Source organism: Streptomyces sp. NPDC002676, from assembly GCF_053592455.1.
On sequence record NZ_JBSFVT010000009.1, the window covers coordinates 200585 to 216153 of the forward strand.

General features: G+C 68.8%; 13 protein-coding genes and 1 riboswitch. Of the genes, 3 read left to right on the forward strand and 10 right to left on the reverse strand.

The features are described from left to right. Positions 1–78 precede the first annotated feature (78 nt). Positions 79–1197: an epi-isozizaene synthase gene (gene cyc1, locus ACWD3E_RS25280; RefSeq protein ID WP_451389837.1), complete on the forward strand. Its 1119-nt coding sequence runs from the start codon at positions 79–81 to the stop codon at positions 1195–1197. Further along, a complete protein-coding gene (locus ACWD3E_RS25285) occupies positions 1194–2564 on the forward strand; it encodes a bifunctional albaflavenone monooxygenase/terpene synthase (protein ID WP_451389838.1) in 1371 nt (456 codons plus the stop codon). The genes cyc1 and ACWD3E_RS25285 overlap by 4 nt, the downstream gene beginning before the upstream one ends. 157 nt (positions 2565–2721) lie before the next feature. Here ACWD3E_RS25285 and ACWD3E_RS25290 read toward each other — a convergent pair whose 3' ends face one another. The 8 genes from ACWD3E_RS25290 to nagB all read right to left on the reverse strand — a co-directional run bounded on the left by ACWD3E_RS25290 (position 2722) and on the right by nagB (position 11823). Beyond that, entirely contained in the window at positions 2722–3735 is a 1014-nt protein-coding gene (locus ACWD3E_RS25290; RefSeq protein ID WP_451389839.1) for a ribonucleotide-diphosphate reductase subunit beta, read from the reverse strand. Further along, positions 3735–6113 carry a ribonucleoside-diphosphate reductase subunit alpha gene (locus tag ACWD3E_RS25295; RefSeq protein WP_451389840.1) on the reverse strand — a complete coding sequence of 793 codons (2379 nt, stop codon included), beginning with the start codon at positions 6111–6113 and terminating at the stop codon, positions 3735–3737. Before ACWD3E_RS25295 ends, ACWD3E_RS25290 begins: the two co-directional genes overlap by 1 nt. Before the next feature lie 125 nt (positions 6114–6238). Beyond that, positions 6239–6375: riboswitch (cobalamin riboswitch) on the reverse strand. Between the two features lie 63 nt (positions 6376–6438). Continuing rightward, positions 6439–6945: a GNAT family N-acetyltransferase gene (locus tag ACWD3E_RS25300; RefSeq protein WP_451389841.1), complete on the reverse strand. Its 507-nt coding sequence runs from the start codon at positions 6943–6945 to the stop codon at positions 6439–6441. Positions 6946–7017: 72 nt separating this feature from the next. Beyond that, positions 7018–8619, reverse strand: a complete 1602-nt coding sequence (mctP, locus tag ACWD3E_RS25305) for a monocarboxylate uptake permease MctP (protein ID WP_451389842.1) — start codon at positions 8617–8619, stop codon at positions 7018–7020. Continuing rightward, entirely contained in the window at positions 8616–8879 is a 264-nt protein-coding gene (locus ACWD3E_RS25310) for a DUF3311 domain-containing protein (protein ID WP_451389843.1), read from the reverse strand. The genes mctP and ACWD3E_RS25310 overlap by 4 nt, the downstream gene beginning before the upstream one ends. Before the next feature lie 98 nt (positions 8880–8977). After that, the gene (locus tag ACWD3E_RS25315; RefSeq protein ID WP_451389844.1) at positions 8978–9955 is read right to left on the reverse strand and encodes a polyprenyl synthetase family protein; all 978 of its coding nucleotides are present in this window, start codon (positions 9953–9955) and stop codon (positions 8978–8980) included. Between the two features lie 115 nt (positions 9956–10070). Beyond that, positions 10071–10829 (reverse strand): GntR family transcriptional regulator, encoded by a 759-nt coding sequence (locus ACWD3E_RS25320; protein WP_451389845.1) that lies wholly within the window; start codon positions 10827–10829, stop codon positions 10071–10073. 208 nt (positions 10830–11037) lie between these two features. After that, the gene (gene nagB, locus ACWD3E_RS25325) at positions 11038–11823 is read right to left on the reverse strand and encodes a glucosamine-6-phosphate deaminase (RefSeq protein WP_451389846.1); all 786 of its coding nucleotides are present in this window, start codon (positions 11821–11823) and stop codon (positions 11038–11040) included. 482 nt (positions 11824–12305) lie between these two features. Here nagB and ACWD3E_RS25330 point away from each other — a divergent pair, with 482 nt between their 5' ends. Continuing rightward, positions 12306–13772: a sensor histidine kinase gene (locus tag ACWD3E_RS25330; RefSeq protein WP_451389935.1), complete on the forward strand. Its 1467-nt coding sequence runs from the start codon at positions 12306–12308 to the stop codon at positions 13770–13772. A gap of 201 nt (positions 13773–13973) precedes the next feature. On the opposite strand, the gene ACWD3E_RS25335 is transcribed toward ACWD3E_RS25330, so the two are convergent. Both ACWD3E_RS25335 and ACWD3E_RS25340 read right to left on the reverse strand, forming a co-directional pair. Next, entirely contained in the window at positions 13974–14231 is a 258-nt protein-coding gene (locus ACWD3E_RS25335; protein ID WP_003992873.1) for a WhiB family transcriptional regulator, read from the reverse strand. Positions 14232–14551: 320 nt separating this feature from the next. After that, complete coding sequence (locus ACWD3E_RS25340) at positions 14552–15520, reverse strand: diacylglycerol/lipid kinase family protein (protein WP_451389847.1); 969 nt, start codon at positions 15518–15520, stop codon at positions 14552–14554. Positions 15521–15569 lie beyond the last annotated feature (49 nt).

A 15569-nucleotide genomic window follows, 5' to 3' on the forward strand; every position in this document is an offset into this window, starting at 1 on the left:
CCCACGGCGGTCAGTTGTGGTGCTGAATGGGAAGTGCGGGGATACGCAACGGCGCACGCCCGGCACAACGGGAGGGGCATGCGCCTCCTGGCGGCTGAGAGGGGTTTGTTCGTGCAAGCTTTCCCACACAGCACCACAGTGACGCCCACGGCGGTCGTAGTCCCACCCTCACTGGCACTCCCGGTGATCGAGTCCGCCTTTCCCCGGCAACTGCATCCGTATTGGCCCCAGCTGCAGGACAAGACCCGGCTGTGGCTGCTGGAAAAACGGTTGATGCCGGCGGACAAGGTGCAGGAATATGCCGATGGCCTGTGCTACACCGACCTCATGGCGGGCTACTACACCGGGGCCTCCGACGAGGTCCTGCAGGCCATAGCCGACTACAGCGCATGGTTCTTCGTCTGGGACGACCGCCACGACCGTGACGTCGTCCACGGCCGGGCCGGTGACTGGCGCAGGCTCAGGCACCGCCTGCACGCCGCCACCGACGCGCCCCGGCACCACCTGCACCACCCGGACCCGCTGGTGGCGGGCTTCGCGGACAGCGTGCTGCGGCTGTTCTCGTTCCTGCCGCGCACCTGGAACCAGCGGTTCGCGCGGCACTTCCACGCGGTGATCGAGGCCTACGACCGCGAGTTCCACAACCGCATCAGCGGATACATTCCCGGGGTCGAGGAATACCTCGCGCTGCGCCGCCTCACCTTCGCCCACTGGATATGGACGGACCTGCTGGAACCGAGCGCCGGGACCGAACTGCCCGACGCCGTGAGGAAAAACCCCGCCTATCGCCGGGCGGCACTGCTGAGTCAGGAATTCGCCGCCTGGTACAACGACCTCTGCTCACTGCCGAAGGAAATAGCGGGCGACGAGGTCCACAATCTCGGAATCTCCCTCATCACCCATGAGGGAATGAGCCTCGAAGAAGCCGTCGACGACTTGCGGCGGCGCGTCGAGAAATGCATCGCAGAATTCCTCGAAGTCGAACAGGACGCCCTGCAATTCGCCGACGCACTTGCCGACGGCGCAATGAACGGCAAGGAGTTGAGCACCGCCGTACGCACCTGTGTCGGCTTCATGCGGAACTGGTTCAGCTCCGTCTACTGGTTCCATCACGAATCCGGCCGCTACATGGTCGACAGCTGGGACGACCGGTCCACGCCCCCGTACGTCAACAACGAAACGGCAGGTGAGTCATGACCGTCGAGTCTGTGAAGCCCGTGACCCAGGAGGCGCGGGAACTGCGGGAGCCGCCGCTCGCCGGGGGCGCCGTGCCGGTCCTCGGGCACGGCCTGAAACTGGTCCGCGACCCGCTCGCCTTCATGTCCCGACTACGTGACCACGGCGAGGTCGTACGCCTGAAACTGGGCCCCAAGACGGTGTACGCGGTCACGACGCCGGCGCTCACCGGAGCCCTCGCCCTCAGCCCCGACTACAAGATCGACGGCCCGCTGTGGGAGTCCCTCGAAGGACTGCTCGGCAAGGAGGGTGTCGCCACCGCCAACGGCCCCCGGCACCGCCGCCAGCGACGTACCATCCAGCCCGCGTTCCGCCTGGACGCGATTCCGGACTACGGCGCGATCATGGAGGAGGAGGCGCACGCGCTGACCGACCGCTGGCAGCCCGGCGAGACCGTCGACTGCACCTCCGAGTCCTTCCGGGTCGCCGTCCGCATCGCCGCCCGCTGCCTGCTGCGTGGTGAGTACATGGACGAGCGCGCGGAACGGCTGAGCATCGACCTCGCCACCGTTTTCCGCGGTATGTACCGCCGGATGGTGATCCCGCTCGGACCGCTGTACCGGCTGCCGTTTCCGGCCAACCGCGAATTCAACCGGGCGCTGGCCGATTTGCATCTCCTGGTCGACGAGATCGTCGCCGAGCGCAGGGCATCTGGTCAAAGGCCGGACGATTTGCTGACGGCCTTGCTGGAAGCAAAGGACGACAATGGCGACCCCATCGGCGAACAGGAGATCCACGACCAGGTGGTCGCGATACTCACCCCCGGCAGTGAAACAGTCGCCTCCACGATCATGTGGCTGCTCCAGGTCCTCGCGGAACATCCGGAACACGCCGAGAAGGTGCGCGCGGAGGTCGAATCCGTGACGGGAGGCCAGCCGGTCGGATTCGAGCACGTCCGCCGGCTCACGTACACCAACAATGTCGTCACGGAGTCCATGCGGCTGCGGCCCGCCGTATGGATACTGACGCGCCGCTCGGTGACCGACACCGCACTCGGCGGCTATCGCATTCCGGCTGGGGCGGACATCGTCTACAGCCCCTACGCCATCCAGCGCGACGGCCGCTCCTACGCCGACAACCTCGGCTTCGACCCCGACCGGTGGCAGCCGGAACGGTCCAAGGAGGTGCCCAAGTACGCCATGAGCCCCTTCAGCGTGGGCAACCGCAAGTGCCCCAGCGACCACTTCTCCACCAGCCAGCTGACCCTGATCACCGCGGCGATCTCGGCGAAGTACCGCTTCGAGCAGGTCAGCGGGTCGAACGACACGACCCGGGTGGGCATCACCCTGCGCCCGCACAAGCTGCTGCTGACGCCCGTGCCCTGGTAGGACACGGACACGGGCGCGGCACGCAGCACGACTCACACCTGGTACCGGCGTGCGCTCAGGCGGGCTCAGGGCCCCGGAACGCGCGCCGGTAGGTGTGAGGAAAGGGGGGACTCAGAGGACTCAGAGGACTCAGAAGTCCTCGTCCAGGTCCACGGACTCAGAAGTCCTCGTCCAGGTCCACGGTTCCCTCGACCGCCACCTGGTACGCCGACGGGCGGCGCTCGAAGAAGTTGGTCAGCTCCTGGACGCCCTGCAGCTCCATGAAGGAGAACGGGTTCTCCGAGCCGTACACCGGGGCGAAGCCGAGGCGCGTGAGGCGCTGGTCGGCGACGCACTCCAGGTACTGCCGCATCGAGTCGGTGTTCATGCCCGGCAGCCCGTCACCGCACAGGTCGCGCGCGAACTGCAGCTCGGCGTCGACGGCCTCCTTCAGCATGTCGGTGACCTGCTGCTGGAGCTCGTCGTCGAAGAGGTCCGGCTCCTCCTTGCGGACCGTGTCGACCACTTCGAAGGCGAAGGACATGTGCATCGTCTCGTCCCGGAACACCCAGTTGGTGCCGGTGGCCAGGCCGTGCAGCAGACCCCGGCTGCGGAACCAGTAGACGTACGCGAAGGCGCCGTAGAAGAACAGGCCCTCGATGCACGCGGCGAAGCAGATGAGGTTGAGCAGGAAGCGGCGCCGGTCGGCCCGGGTCTCCAGGCGGTCGAGCTTCTCGACCTCGTTGATCCACTTGAAGCAGAACCCGGCCTTCTCGCGGATGGACGGGATGTTCTCCACGGCCGCGAAGGCGGCGGCGCGGTCGTCCGGGTCCGGGAGGTAGGTGTCGAGCAGCGTCAGATAGAACTGGACGTGCACGGCCTCCTCGAACAGCTGGCGCGACAGGTACAGGCGCGCCTCCGGGGAGTTGATGTGCTTGTACAGCGTCAGCACCAGGTTGTTCGCGACGATCGAGTCGCCCGTCGCGAAGAACGCGACCAGCCGGCCGATGAGGTGCTGCTCGGCGGGCGTCAGCTTCGCGAGGTCGGCGACGTCCGAGTGGAGGTCGACCTCCTCCACGGTCCAGGTGTTCTTGATGGCGTCCCGGTAGCGCTCGTAGAAGTCCGGGTAGCGCATCGGACGCAGGGTGAGTTCGAAGCCCGGGTCGAGCAGGTTGGTGTTACGGGTGGACATTACTGGCAGGCCTCGCAGGACTCGGGGTTCTCAAGGGAGCAGGCGACGGCGTCGGGGTCGGCGACCTGCTGCACGGGGATGGGGGTCTTGGCCTGCGCCTGTGCCGCGCGGGCGATCCGGGTCGCCGGGCGGGAGCGCAGGTAGTACGTCGTCTTCAGGCCCGACTTCCAGGCGTACGCGTACATCGAGGAGAGCTTGCCGATCGTCGGCGTCTCCATGAACAGGTTCAGGGACTGCGCCTGGTCGAGGAAGGGGGTGCGGGCCGCGGCCATGTCGATGAGCCCGCGCTGCGGGATCTCCCACGCTGTGCGGTACAGCGCGCGCACCTCCTCGGGAATCCAGGCGAAGCCCTGCACGGAGCCGTTGGAGTCGCGCAGCGCCTCACGGGTGCGCGCGTCCCACACGCCCAGGTCCTTCAGGTCCTGCACCAGGTACGAGTTGACCTGGAGGAACTCACCCGACAGCGTCTCGCGCTTGAACAGGTTGGAGACCTGCGGCTCGATGCACTCGTACACGCCCGCGATGGAGGCGATGGTGGCCGTCGGGGCGATCGCGAGGAGCAGCGAGTTGCGCATGCCGACCGAGGCGATCCGCTCGCGCAGCGCCGCCCAGCGCTCCGGCCAGGTCAGCTCCACGTCGTAGTGGTCGGGGTGCAGCACGCCCTGGGCGGTACGGGTCTTCTCCCAGGCCGGCAGCGCTCCGTTGCGCTCGGCCAGGTCGGCCGAGGCCTCGTACGCGGCGAGCATGATCCGCTCGGCGATCCGCGTGGACAGCGCCTTGGCCTCGGGGGAGTCGAAGGGCAGCCGCAGCTTGAAGAAGACGTCCTGCAGGCCCATCGCGCCGAGGCCGACGGGACGCCACTTCGCGTTCGACCGCCCGGCCTGCTCGGTCGGGTAGAAGTTGATGTCCACGACCCGGTCGAGGAAGGTGACGGCGGTGCGGACGGTCTCGTCGAGGCGCTGCCAGTCGATGTCCCCGTCGGCCACGAAGGCACCGAGGTTGACCGACCCCAGGTTGCAGACCGCCGTCTCGCCGTCGTCCGTGACCTCCAGGATCTCCGTGCAGAGGTTGGAGGAGTGGACGACATGACCCGGCAGGGCCGTCTGGTTCGCGGTGCGGTTGGCGGCGTCCTTGAAGGTCATCCAGCCGTTGCCGGTCTGCGCGAGGGTGCGCATCATGCGGCCGTACAGGTCGCGGGCCGGGATGGTCTTCCTCGCGAGGCCCGCCTGCTCCGCCTTGCGGTAGGCGGCGTCGAACTCCGCGCCCCACAGGTCGACCAGCTCGGGCACGTCGGCCGGGGAGAACAGCGACCACTGCTCGTCGGCGTTCACGCGGCGCATGAACTCGTCCGGGATCCAGTGCGCGAGGTTCAGGTTGTGCGTCCGGCGGGCGTCCTCGCCGGTGTTGTCCCGCAGCTCCAGGAACTCCTCGATGTCGGAGTGCCAGGTCTCCAGGTAGACGGCCGCGGCACCCTTGCGCCGGCCGCCCTGGTTCACGGCGGCCACCGAGGCGTCCAGGGTCTTCAGGAACGGGACGATGCCGTTGGAGTGCCCGTTGGTGCCACGGATGAGCGAACCGCGGCTGCGGATCCGGGAGTACGACAGCCCGATGCCGCCGGCGTGCTTCGAGAGCCGGGCCACCTGGTGGTAGCGGTCGTAGATGGAGTCCAGCTCGTCCAGCGGGGAGTCGAGGAGGTAGCAGGACGACATCTGCGGGTGCCGCGTGCCGGAGTTGAAGAGCGTGGGGGAGGAGGGCAGGTAGTCGAGCCGGCTCATGAGCCCGTAGAGCGCGGCGACTTCGTCGACGGAGCGGAGGGTGTCGTCCTCGGCGAGCCCGGCGGCGACCCGGAGCATGAAGTGCTGGGGCGTCTCGATGACCTTGCGGGTGATCGGGTGCCGGAGCAGGTAGCGGCTGTGCAGGGTGCGCAGGCCGAAGTAGCCGAAGCGGTCGTCGGCGTGCGCGTCGACGAGTCCGTCGAGCCGCTCGGCGTGCAGCCGCACGAACTCGGCGGTGCGGTCGGCGACGAGGCCCTCCCGGTGCCCGACGGCGACGGACTCGGTGAACGTCGCCACGCCCTGCGAGGCGGCCTCGGCGCGGATGGAGATCGTCAGCAGCCGGGCGGCCAGCCGGGAGTAGGCGGGGTCCTCGGAGATGAGACCGGCGGCGGCCTCCGTGGCCAGCTCGCGCAACTCCGCCTCGTCGGCGTTCGCGGACCGGCCGCGCAGCGCGGCGGCGGCGACCCGGCCGGGGTCGGCGTCGGGGAGGTCGGCGGTCAGCTCGGTCAGGGTCCGCAGCAGCGCGGTACCGGGACCGTCGGTCTCCGCCGGGGCCGCGATCGCCTGGGTGGCTGAAGCCGGTTCGGCTGGCGCGATGGTCACGTGGGGCTCTCCCTCGCTCGGCACGGGGCCTGGCGGAGGGCAGGGGGCGGCACGAGCGCGCACGGCGTCGCGTCCACCAGCCCACTCCGCGAGGCCCGGACGTCTGAAGACACCCGGACCGGACGGCCGGGCGCACGCTGCCGACAGGTCCTCGGACTGACGCGAGTGCGTTCCGCTTCAGGCGGCCACGCACAAGTACACCGTTGCGGGACAGTTCCGGATTCGCACCGGATTCCCCTGCGGCGACAGCGAGGACGAGCATACATCTAGTGCCGGGCCGTCGTGACACCCCCACATGTTGTGTCTCATGCGTGGCGTGGCGGCTTCAGAGCGTCAACTCGTAGGTGAGGAGCGTGATGTCGTCGAGTTCCGGGACGGGGTTCCAGTCCCGTTCCGGCACGCGGACGAAGCGCAGGCGTTCGTAGATGCGGTGGGCGCTGTGCATGGTGCGCTGGGTCGACAGGACGACCGCCGTGCAGCCCTCGGTGGCCCGTGCGCGCTGTACGCAGGCGCGTACGAGGGCCTCGCCGGCGCCCCGGCCGCGGGCCGCGTGGGCGACGGCCAGCATCCGGATCTCGGCCTCGCCGGGGCGGGCGATGTCGGCCATCGGACCGCCGGAGGGCACGAAGGTGACGCCGCCGAGGAGGGTGCCGTTCTGGACGGCTACGAGTACGTCGGCGGCGGCTGCGCGCTTCGCCACGTCCCGTAGTTCGCCGAGGTACCTGTCGCTCTCCCCGAAGTCCAGGAGGCCGTCCTGGAGATAGGCCTGGGCTGTGATCTCTCCCAGGGCTTCGTATTCGGAAGGGTCGGCGGGGCGGATCAAAATGTCCATCTGCGTGAGTGTGTACGACAGCGGGCCGCCGTGGTGCATGGTTTTCGGCGGCCCGCTGTGAGTGTGGGAGTCCTAGGGGGTTGCGGTGGGAGCCAGTTCCGCCTGTCCCCCCACATCGCCCGCGTCCGCCGTGTAGTCCTCCGGCCGCGTCTCGTCCAGGCCCTCGGGGGCCTTGACGGCCTTCAGGACGAGGGTGAGGGCGACCGTGACCGCCACGTTGAGCACGAACGCCGTCAGGCCGATGTAGCCGATCTCGCCGATGCCCGGGATCTCCTTCGTCGTGCCGCCGAAGTGCTGCTGCGTCGGCGAGGCGATCCCGTACATGGCGACCGTGCCGTACACCATGCCGGCTGCCCAGCCGGCGAGCAGCGCCCAGCGGTGGAACCAGCGCGTGAACAGGCCGCCGACGAGTGCCGGGAAGGTCTGCAGGATCCAGATGCCGCCCAGCAGCTGGAAGTTGATGGCCACCGTCTTGTCCATGGTGAGGACGAAGACCAGCGCTCCCACCTTCACCAGCAGCGACACGAGCTTGGAGACCCGGGTCTCCTGCCGGGGCGTCGCGTCGGGGTTGATGAAGTCCTTGTAGATGTTGCGGGTGAAGAGGTTCGCCGCCGCGATCGACATGATCGCCGCCGGCACCAGCGCGCCGATGCCGATCGCCGCGAAGGCCACGCCCGCGAACCAGTCCGGGAACATGTCCTCGAAGAGCTGCGGGATCGCCAGCTGAGCGTTGGTGACCTTCACTCCGGCCGCGATCGCCATGAAGCCCAGCAGGGCCAGCAGGCCGAGCATGAGGGAGTACAGCGGCAGGATCGTGGTGTTGCGGCGGATCACCTCACGGCTCTTGGACGACAGGGTCGCGGTGATCGAGTGCGGGTACATGAACAGGGCCAGCGCGGAGCCGAGCGCCAGCGTGGCGTACGTCCACTGGCCCGCGGGGGCCGGTACGAGCCCGCCCGCACCCGCCTTCGTGAACTTCTCGCCCGCCTTGGCGAACACGTCGTCGAACCCGCCCAGCTTGATCGGGATGTAGATGATCGCCACCGCGATGACGATGTAGATCAGGGCGTCCTTCACGAACGCGATCAGCGCGGGGGCGCGCAGGCCCGAGGAGTAGGTGTAGGCCGCGAGGACGCCGAAGGCGATCATCAGCGGGAGGTCCTTCACGAACCAGTTCGCGTTCTCCCCGCCGCCTACGCCCATGACGTCCAGCACCGCCTGGATGCCGACGAGTTGGAGCGCGATGTAAGGCATCGTCGCGAGGATGCCGGTGAGCGCCACGGCCAGCGACAGGCCCTTGGAGCCGAAGCGTCCGCGCACGAAATCCGAGGTCGTCACGTAGCCGTGCTTGTGGGACACCGACCACAGGCGGGGCAGGAAGGTGAAGATCAGCGGGTAGACCAGGATCGTGTACGGCACCGCGAAGAAGCCGGCCGCGCCCGCCGCGTAGACCGCCGCCGGTACGGCGACGAAGGTGTACGCCGTGTACAGGTCGCCGCCGAGCAGGAACCAGGTGATCCAGGTGCCGAACGACCGTCCGCCCAGGCCCCATTCGTCCAGTGAGTGCTCGTCGTCGGCCCTGCGCCAGCGCGCCGCGAGGAAGCCCATGACCGTGACGGCCAGGAAGAAGAAGATGCAGACGCCGAGCGCGACGCCGTTGACGCCGTTCTTCACCGGGCAGCACCGCCCTTCTGAGCGGCGCGGGAGCGCTGGTCGTGCTGCCACAGCCGGTACGCGGTCACCGTGAGCGCGGTGGAGATCAGCACCCAGAGCATCTGGTACCAGTAGAAGAACGGGATCCCGATGAACGCCGGGTCCGTCTTGGCGTAGGAGCCGACCCACAGCATCGCCACGAAGGGCGCGGCGAGGCACAGGCCGATGATCACCCGGATCGGTGTGACGAGCGGGGGTCTTGCTTCAGGTGTTTCGGACATGCCACGCCTCCGTCCCCTCGTTGATCACACGGGTGTTGATCACTCGTGTAATGCGCAGGCAATCTAGGCGACGGGATCAGGCAAGCGGAAGACTCTGTTCAGAGCGTCTTGTTCACCACGTAGTCGCAGAGCGACTCGAACACGTCCTGTGCCGGGCAGCCGGGCAGTGCGCGGATCTCCCGCCGTGCGAGGTTCGCCCACTTCTGCACTTCCGCGCGGGCCATGTCGATCGCCGGGTGTTCCTGGAGCAGTGCCAGGGCCTCGGAGTGCAGGTCAGGGTCGGTCAGCCGGCCGGAGGTGAGCAGTTCCACGAGGCGCTGGTCGGCGGGCAGGGCGGACCGCAGCGCGAAGATCATGGGCAGGGTGGGGACACCCTCGCGCAGGTCGGCGCCCGCGGGCTTGCCGCTCTCGTCGGTCCCGCTCGTCACGTCGAGCACGTCGTCCAGGAGCTGGTACGCGATCCCCCAGGCCTCGCAGGCCCGGCTGATGCCCGCGGTGACCTCACCGGGCGCCCCCGCGAGCGCGCTGCCGAGTTCCCCGGAGGCGGAGAAGAGGGAGGCGGTCTTGTCGCTGAGGACGCCGATGTGGTGGTGGAGCCGGTCGTCCTCCGACTGGGGGCCGGCCGTCTCGGCCGACTGCCCCACGCAGAGCCGGCTGAAGGTCCTGGCGTGCAGCTGGATCGCCGCCTCGCCCAGCTCGGCCACGAGCCGTGACGCGCGGGCGAAGAGGAAGTCCCCCGTCAGTACGGCGACCTTGCCGCCCCACAGCGCGTGCGCGCTCGGCACGCCGCGCCGGATGGTGGCCTCGTCCATGATGTCGTCGTGGTACAGCGTGCCGATGTGGGTGAGTTCCATCGCGACGGCGGCCGACAGTATGCGCTCGTCCCGCAGTTCCCCGAACTGCGAGCCCAGGAGCACCAGAAAGGGCCGCAGCCGCTTTCCGCCGGCGTTGATCAGATGGCGAGCGGACTCGGTGAGCAGGCCGTGGTCCGACTCCACCGAGGCGAGGAGGTGCTGCTCGGCCAGTTCCATGTTCCGGGTGAGGTCTTCGGCCAACCCCGCATCGGCGACTGCCACGGGCAAAGCAGGGCTCACGCGGCTCCCCCAAATATCATCACGCTGTGCTGTATTGACGGAGCGTACTCAATCATCAGACGTGCGTGAGCGTCCAATATCCGCTACGTCGACTGCGCTACGGCCGCTTCAGCCGCGCCACGAACTTGTAGCGGTCCCCGCGGTACACCGAGCGCACCCACTCCACCGGCTTGCCCTCGCGGTCCAGGGAGTGGCGGGAGAGCATCAGCATCGGCAGGCCGACGTCGGTGCCCAGCAGGCCCGCCTCGCGGGGCGTGGCCAGGGAGGTCTCGATGGTCTCCTCGGCCTCGGCGAGGTGGACGTCGTAGACCTCGGCGAGCGCGGTGTAGAGGGAGGTGTACTTCACGAGGGAGCGCCGCAGGGCGGGGAAGCGCTTGGCGGAGAGGTGGGTGGTCTCGATGGCCATCGGCTCGCCGTTGGCCATGCGCAGCCGCTCGATGCGCAGCACGCGTCCGCCGGGCGTGATGTCGAGCAGCTCGGCGAGCCGGTCGTCGGCGGTGATGTAGCCGACGTCCAGCAGCTGCGAGGTCGGCTCCAGGCCCTGGGCGCGCATGTCCTCGGTGTAGGAGGTGAGCTGCAGCGCCTGGGAGACCTTCGGCTTGGCGACGAAGGTGCCCTTGCCCTGGATGCGCTCCAGCCGGCCCTCGACGACCAGCTCCTGCAGGGCCTGGCGGACGGTCGTGCGGGAGGTGTCGAACTCGGCCGCCAGCGTGCGCTCGGGCGGGACCGGCGTGCCGGGCGCCTGCGTCTCCGTCATGTCGAGCAGGTGCTTCTTCAGGCGGTAGTACTTGGGCACGCGAGCGGTACGGACGCTCGTCCCGGCCTCGTTCTCCGCACTGCTGACGTCGGTGCTCATGCTCTGCCTTCCCGGCTCCGGCTGCCGAAAGCGACCGACAACCATCGGCCACGGCTCACATCGTGGCACGGCTTGGCGTGTGAGGCTCCACCCGCACGCTCCGTGATCCCCTCTGTATACCGTTGCGCCCAGTGTTGGTCTAGTCCATCGATGGCCGGCAGGGCCTGGACGCCCCTGCCGCACCGGTTCTGGGTCTTCATGGACCCCTTCAGATCCCCTGCCACTCCGGCTTGTCGGCGTAGGTGTGGCGAAAGTAGTCGGCCAGCTTCAGCTTGGACGCGGCGGCCTCGTCGGCGACCACCGTGGCGTGCGGGTGCAGCTGGAGCGCGGAGGCCGGGCACACGGCCGCGACCGGCCCCTCGACCGTCGCCGCCACCGCGTCCGCCTTGCCCTCGCCGGTCGCGAGCAGCACCAGGTGCCGGGCCTCCAGGATGGTGCCGATGCCCTGGGTGATGACGTGGTGCGGGACCTGGTCGACGTCGCCGTCGAAGAAGCGGGCGTTGTCGATGCGGGTCTGCTCGGTCAGCGTCTTGATCCGGGTGCGCGAGGCGAGCGAGGAGCAGGGCTCGTTGAACCCGATGTGCCCGTCCGTGCCGATGCCGAGCAGCTGGAGGTCCACGCCGCCCGCCGCGGCGAGCGCCCGGTCGTACGCCTCGCACGCCGCCGGGATGTCCGCGGCCGTGCCGTCCGGGCCCATGAACTGGCCCATGCCTATCCCGAGCGGCTCCAGCACCTCGCGGCGCAGCACCGAACGGTAGGACTCCGGGTGCTCGGCCGGCAGCCCCACGTACTCGTCGAGCTGCGCGATCCGCGCCCGCGAGGCGTCCACGGCGCCGGAGCGCACCTTGGCGGTCAGTGCCTGGTAGACGGGCAGCGGGGTGGAGCCGGTGGCCACACCGAGCAGGGCGTCGGGCTTGCGTCGCAGCAGCTGGGCCATGGCCTCGGCGATCAGCTCGCCACCCGCCGCCGCGTCCGGAACGATGACAACTTCCACGCTGGGCCTGCCGTTCTGAAAGTCTATGTGGTTTAGACCAATCTAGCAGAATCGGGGGTCGGTGGCGCGGGGAGAAGGGGCGGAAGGGGAGGGTGCCTCCAGAGGTATTCGCGGAAATTGCCGTGGCCATCTGGTCCCGCAGCGGACCCCGGACGGGCTAGGCTTCGTGGCATCGGGTGCCATGAGTCGTCAGCGCGCCCCCGCACCCATGGACAGGCTCTGTGGTCTAGTCCACAATGCACAGGGAAACAGCTGCACAGCCTCCGCTTTCCCCGCACAGGAAGGCGGACCGAGGAACCGGAGCTCTCTGCCCTGACTGCCCCGGCTCCTCGACCTTCGGCCGACTGGGACCGCACACCCCACGGCCGATGATGCTCCGGGCTGCGGTGCCGGGTGGGTTGAGGGTCCCTCCCAGGCGCCGCGGCCCGCGGGTGTTTTTCGGCCAGATCCGGCCACCCAGGTACGCTCGCAGCGTGCCCTCCATGAACGAACTCGTACGCCAGCACACGGCCCTCGACGACTCCGATCTCGAGTGGCTCCACCTGCTGGTCTCGGAGTGGCAGCTGCTCTCCGACCTCTCCTTCGCCGACCTGGTCCTGTGGGTCCCCACCCGCGACGGCACCCGGTACGTCTCGGTCGCCCAGATGCGCCCCAACACCGGCCCGACCTCCTACCAGGACGACATGATCGGCCACCTGGTCCCGCGCGGCCGGCGGCCCATGCTGGACGTGGCGCTGGACGAGGGCCGGATCGTGCGCGAGGGCGACCCGGAGTGGCGCGAAGAGGTCCCCGTACGGGTCGAGTCGATCCCCGTACGGCGCGAGGGCCGCGTCCTGGGCGTGATCGCCCGCAACACCAACCTGCTGACCGTCCGCACCCCGAGCCGTCTGGAGCTGACGTATCTCCAGAGCGCCTCCGATCTCGCGCAGATGATCGCGGCCGGTTCCTTCCCCTTCCCGGACCAGCAGGTCGACATGGACGCCTCGCCGCGCGTCGGCGACGGCCTGATCCGGCTGGACGCGGACGGCGTCGTCCAGTACGCCTCTCCGAACGCCCTGTCCGCCTACCACCGCCTCGGCCTCGCCGCCGACCTGGTCGGCCAGCACCTGGGGCAGACCACCGCCGAACTCGCCCCGACCCGGGGCCCGGTGGACGAGGCGCTGGCCAAGGTGGCGAGCGGCTGGGCGCCGCGCGAGTTCGAGATCGAGTCCAACGACGGGGTGATCCAGCTCCGGGCCATCCCGCTCAAGCCCAAGGGCACCCGCATCGGTTCCCTGGTGCTGTGCCGGGACGTCACGGAACTGCGCCGCCGCGAGCGCGAGTTGATCACGAAGGACGCGACCATCCGGGAGATCCACCACCGGGTGAAGAACAACCTCCAGACGGTCGCCGCGCTGCTGCGCCTCCAGGCCCGGCGCATCGATTCCGAGCGCGGCCGGGAGGCCCTGGAGGAGGCCGTGCGACGGGTCGGCTCGATCGCGATCGTGCACGAGACGCTCTCCCAGAACCTGGACGAGCGCGTGGAGTTCGACGACATCGCCGACCGCGTGCTGGCGATGGTCGCCGAGATCTCGCCGGGCAAGGTGACCGGCCGGCGCAGCGGGCGGTTCGGGATACTCGACGCCGAGGTGGCCACCCCGCTGTCGATGGTTCTCACCGAGATCCTGCAGAACGCCCTCGAACACGGGTTCCGGCAGGGCGACACCGGCACGGTCGAGGTCTCCGCGGTCCGCGGCGGCACCACCCGGGAGGCCCGGCTGCTGGTCACCGTCCAGGACGACGGCGTCGGCCTGCCCGAGGGCTTCGACCCGAAGACCGCGGGGAACCTGGGCCTGCAGATCGTACGGACGCTGGTGGAGGGCGAGCTGGGCGGCTCGTTCGACATGGTCCCGGCGCCGGAGCGGGGGACCCGGGTGATCCTCGACATTCCGGTGCGCGCACAGAAGTAGCCGACGTGGAAGCACGGGGCCCAGGACTCCTGGGCACAGCAAAAAGCCTCGGACCGTTCGTCGGTCCGAGGCTCGTGCTCGTTGCTGCTCTGCTAAATCGCTAGCGGCATCGGGGGATACTGCGCGCTGCGGCTCGGGGGCGGGAGATGCGTACGTGGTGTGCGCGCCGCCAAGCTCAGGCTGTCAGCAGGGGTGGGTGTGTCAGGCGGAGGCCTGACGGGCCCGGTTGCGGGCGGCGCGGCGCTTCATGGCGCGGCGCTCGTCCTCGCTGAGACCACCCCAGACGCCGGAGTCCTGACCGGACTCGAGCGCCCACTGCAGACACTGCTCGATCACCGGGCAGCGACGGCAGACGGCCTTGGCTTCCTCGATCTGCAGCAGCGCAGGACCGGTGTTGCCGATGGGGAAGAAGAGCTCGGGGTCTTCCTCGCGGCAAACGGCGTTGTGACGCCAGTCCATGGCTGCTACCTCTCCTTGGTATTACATGCAAGTTGCTTGTGAATGTGAACGCTTTCACGAATCCCTCAACAAGTGAAGGGCCGACCGCCGAGTCTTCCCCGGCGTGGTCCTGTGGTTGAAGAGGGGTTCTGGTGATCAGTGGAGGCCGGTGTTGCGGGCCGTCCCGATCGCCACGTAGAGACTCGCAAACCTCAGCGACGGATACAACCCCTTCCGGAAAGTTTTTTTTGATTCCTCGGTGTCGACTGGGTCACAGCCGTACTTCCATGGGGTGGATCCTGGCCTAAACGTTCGAGTGAAAGGACTTTCGCCCGTTCCGCTCACACAATCACACGCAGTGCGCGGCGTACACCTGTGAACGTCACGCTCGTACGCAGTCCCAGGTGGTCGCCGTCCATCTGGAGGGGCAGGGGGACCTTCGAATGCAAGGTGAACTGGTCCAGATCGTGCAGTGAGAGCACGTGCCTTCCATGGGGTCCGCGCTCGGGGGACGAAGTGAGCAACTGGGTGCCATACCGGGCAACCGCGGCCGTCGAGAGGCGGCTGAGACCGAGCACGTCGACGCCCGTGTCGAACGAGGCCTTAGGTGACGTGTACATCGGGCGATTGCCGAGATACGTCCAAGGGGACGTGTTCGAGACTATGGCGACAACAAGATCCTCGACCGGGTCCGCGCCCGGCCGCTCCAGAGTGATCGCTCCGTGCCGGCGGTTCGGCTCGCCGAGGAACTGCCGGACCACCTGGCGGACGTAGAGCGCGTGCGTCGACTTCTTGCCGCGCTCGCGCTGCTGCTCCACCCGGCCCACCACGCCCGCGTCGAAGCCGAGGCCCGCGTTGAAGGTGAACCAGCGCTCCGGGACCGCCTCGTCCTCCGTGCCGGGCGTGCCCGAGGTCAGACCGAGTCCGACGACGCGCTCGCGGTTCTCGCGCAGCGCGTCCAGCAGGGCGCCGGTGGCCTCGACGGGGTCGTTGGGCAGGCCCAGGGCGCGGGCGAAGACGTTCGTGGAGCCGCCGGGGACCACGGCGAGGCCGGGCAGGCGATCCAGGTCGGGACCGGCGTGCAGGAGGCCGTTGACGACCTCGTTGACGGTGCCGTCGCCGCCGAGGGCGACCACCATGTCGATGTCGTCGCTCTCCGCCGCCTGCCGGCCGAGGTCGCGCGCGTGGCCGCGGTACTCGGTGGTGACCGCTTCCAGCTTCATCTCGCTCGCGAGCGCGTGGATCAGGACGTCACGTCTGCGTGCGCTTGTAGTGGTAGCCGCCGGATTCACCACGAGAAGTGCACGCATGATGTGCAGCGTACCTACTGGGTGGTACCCGGCCCAGACCGAGGTAGGG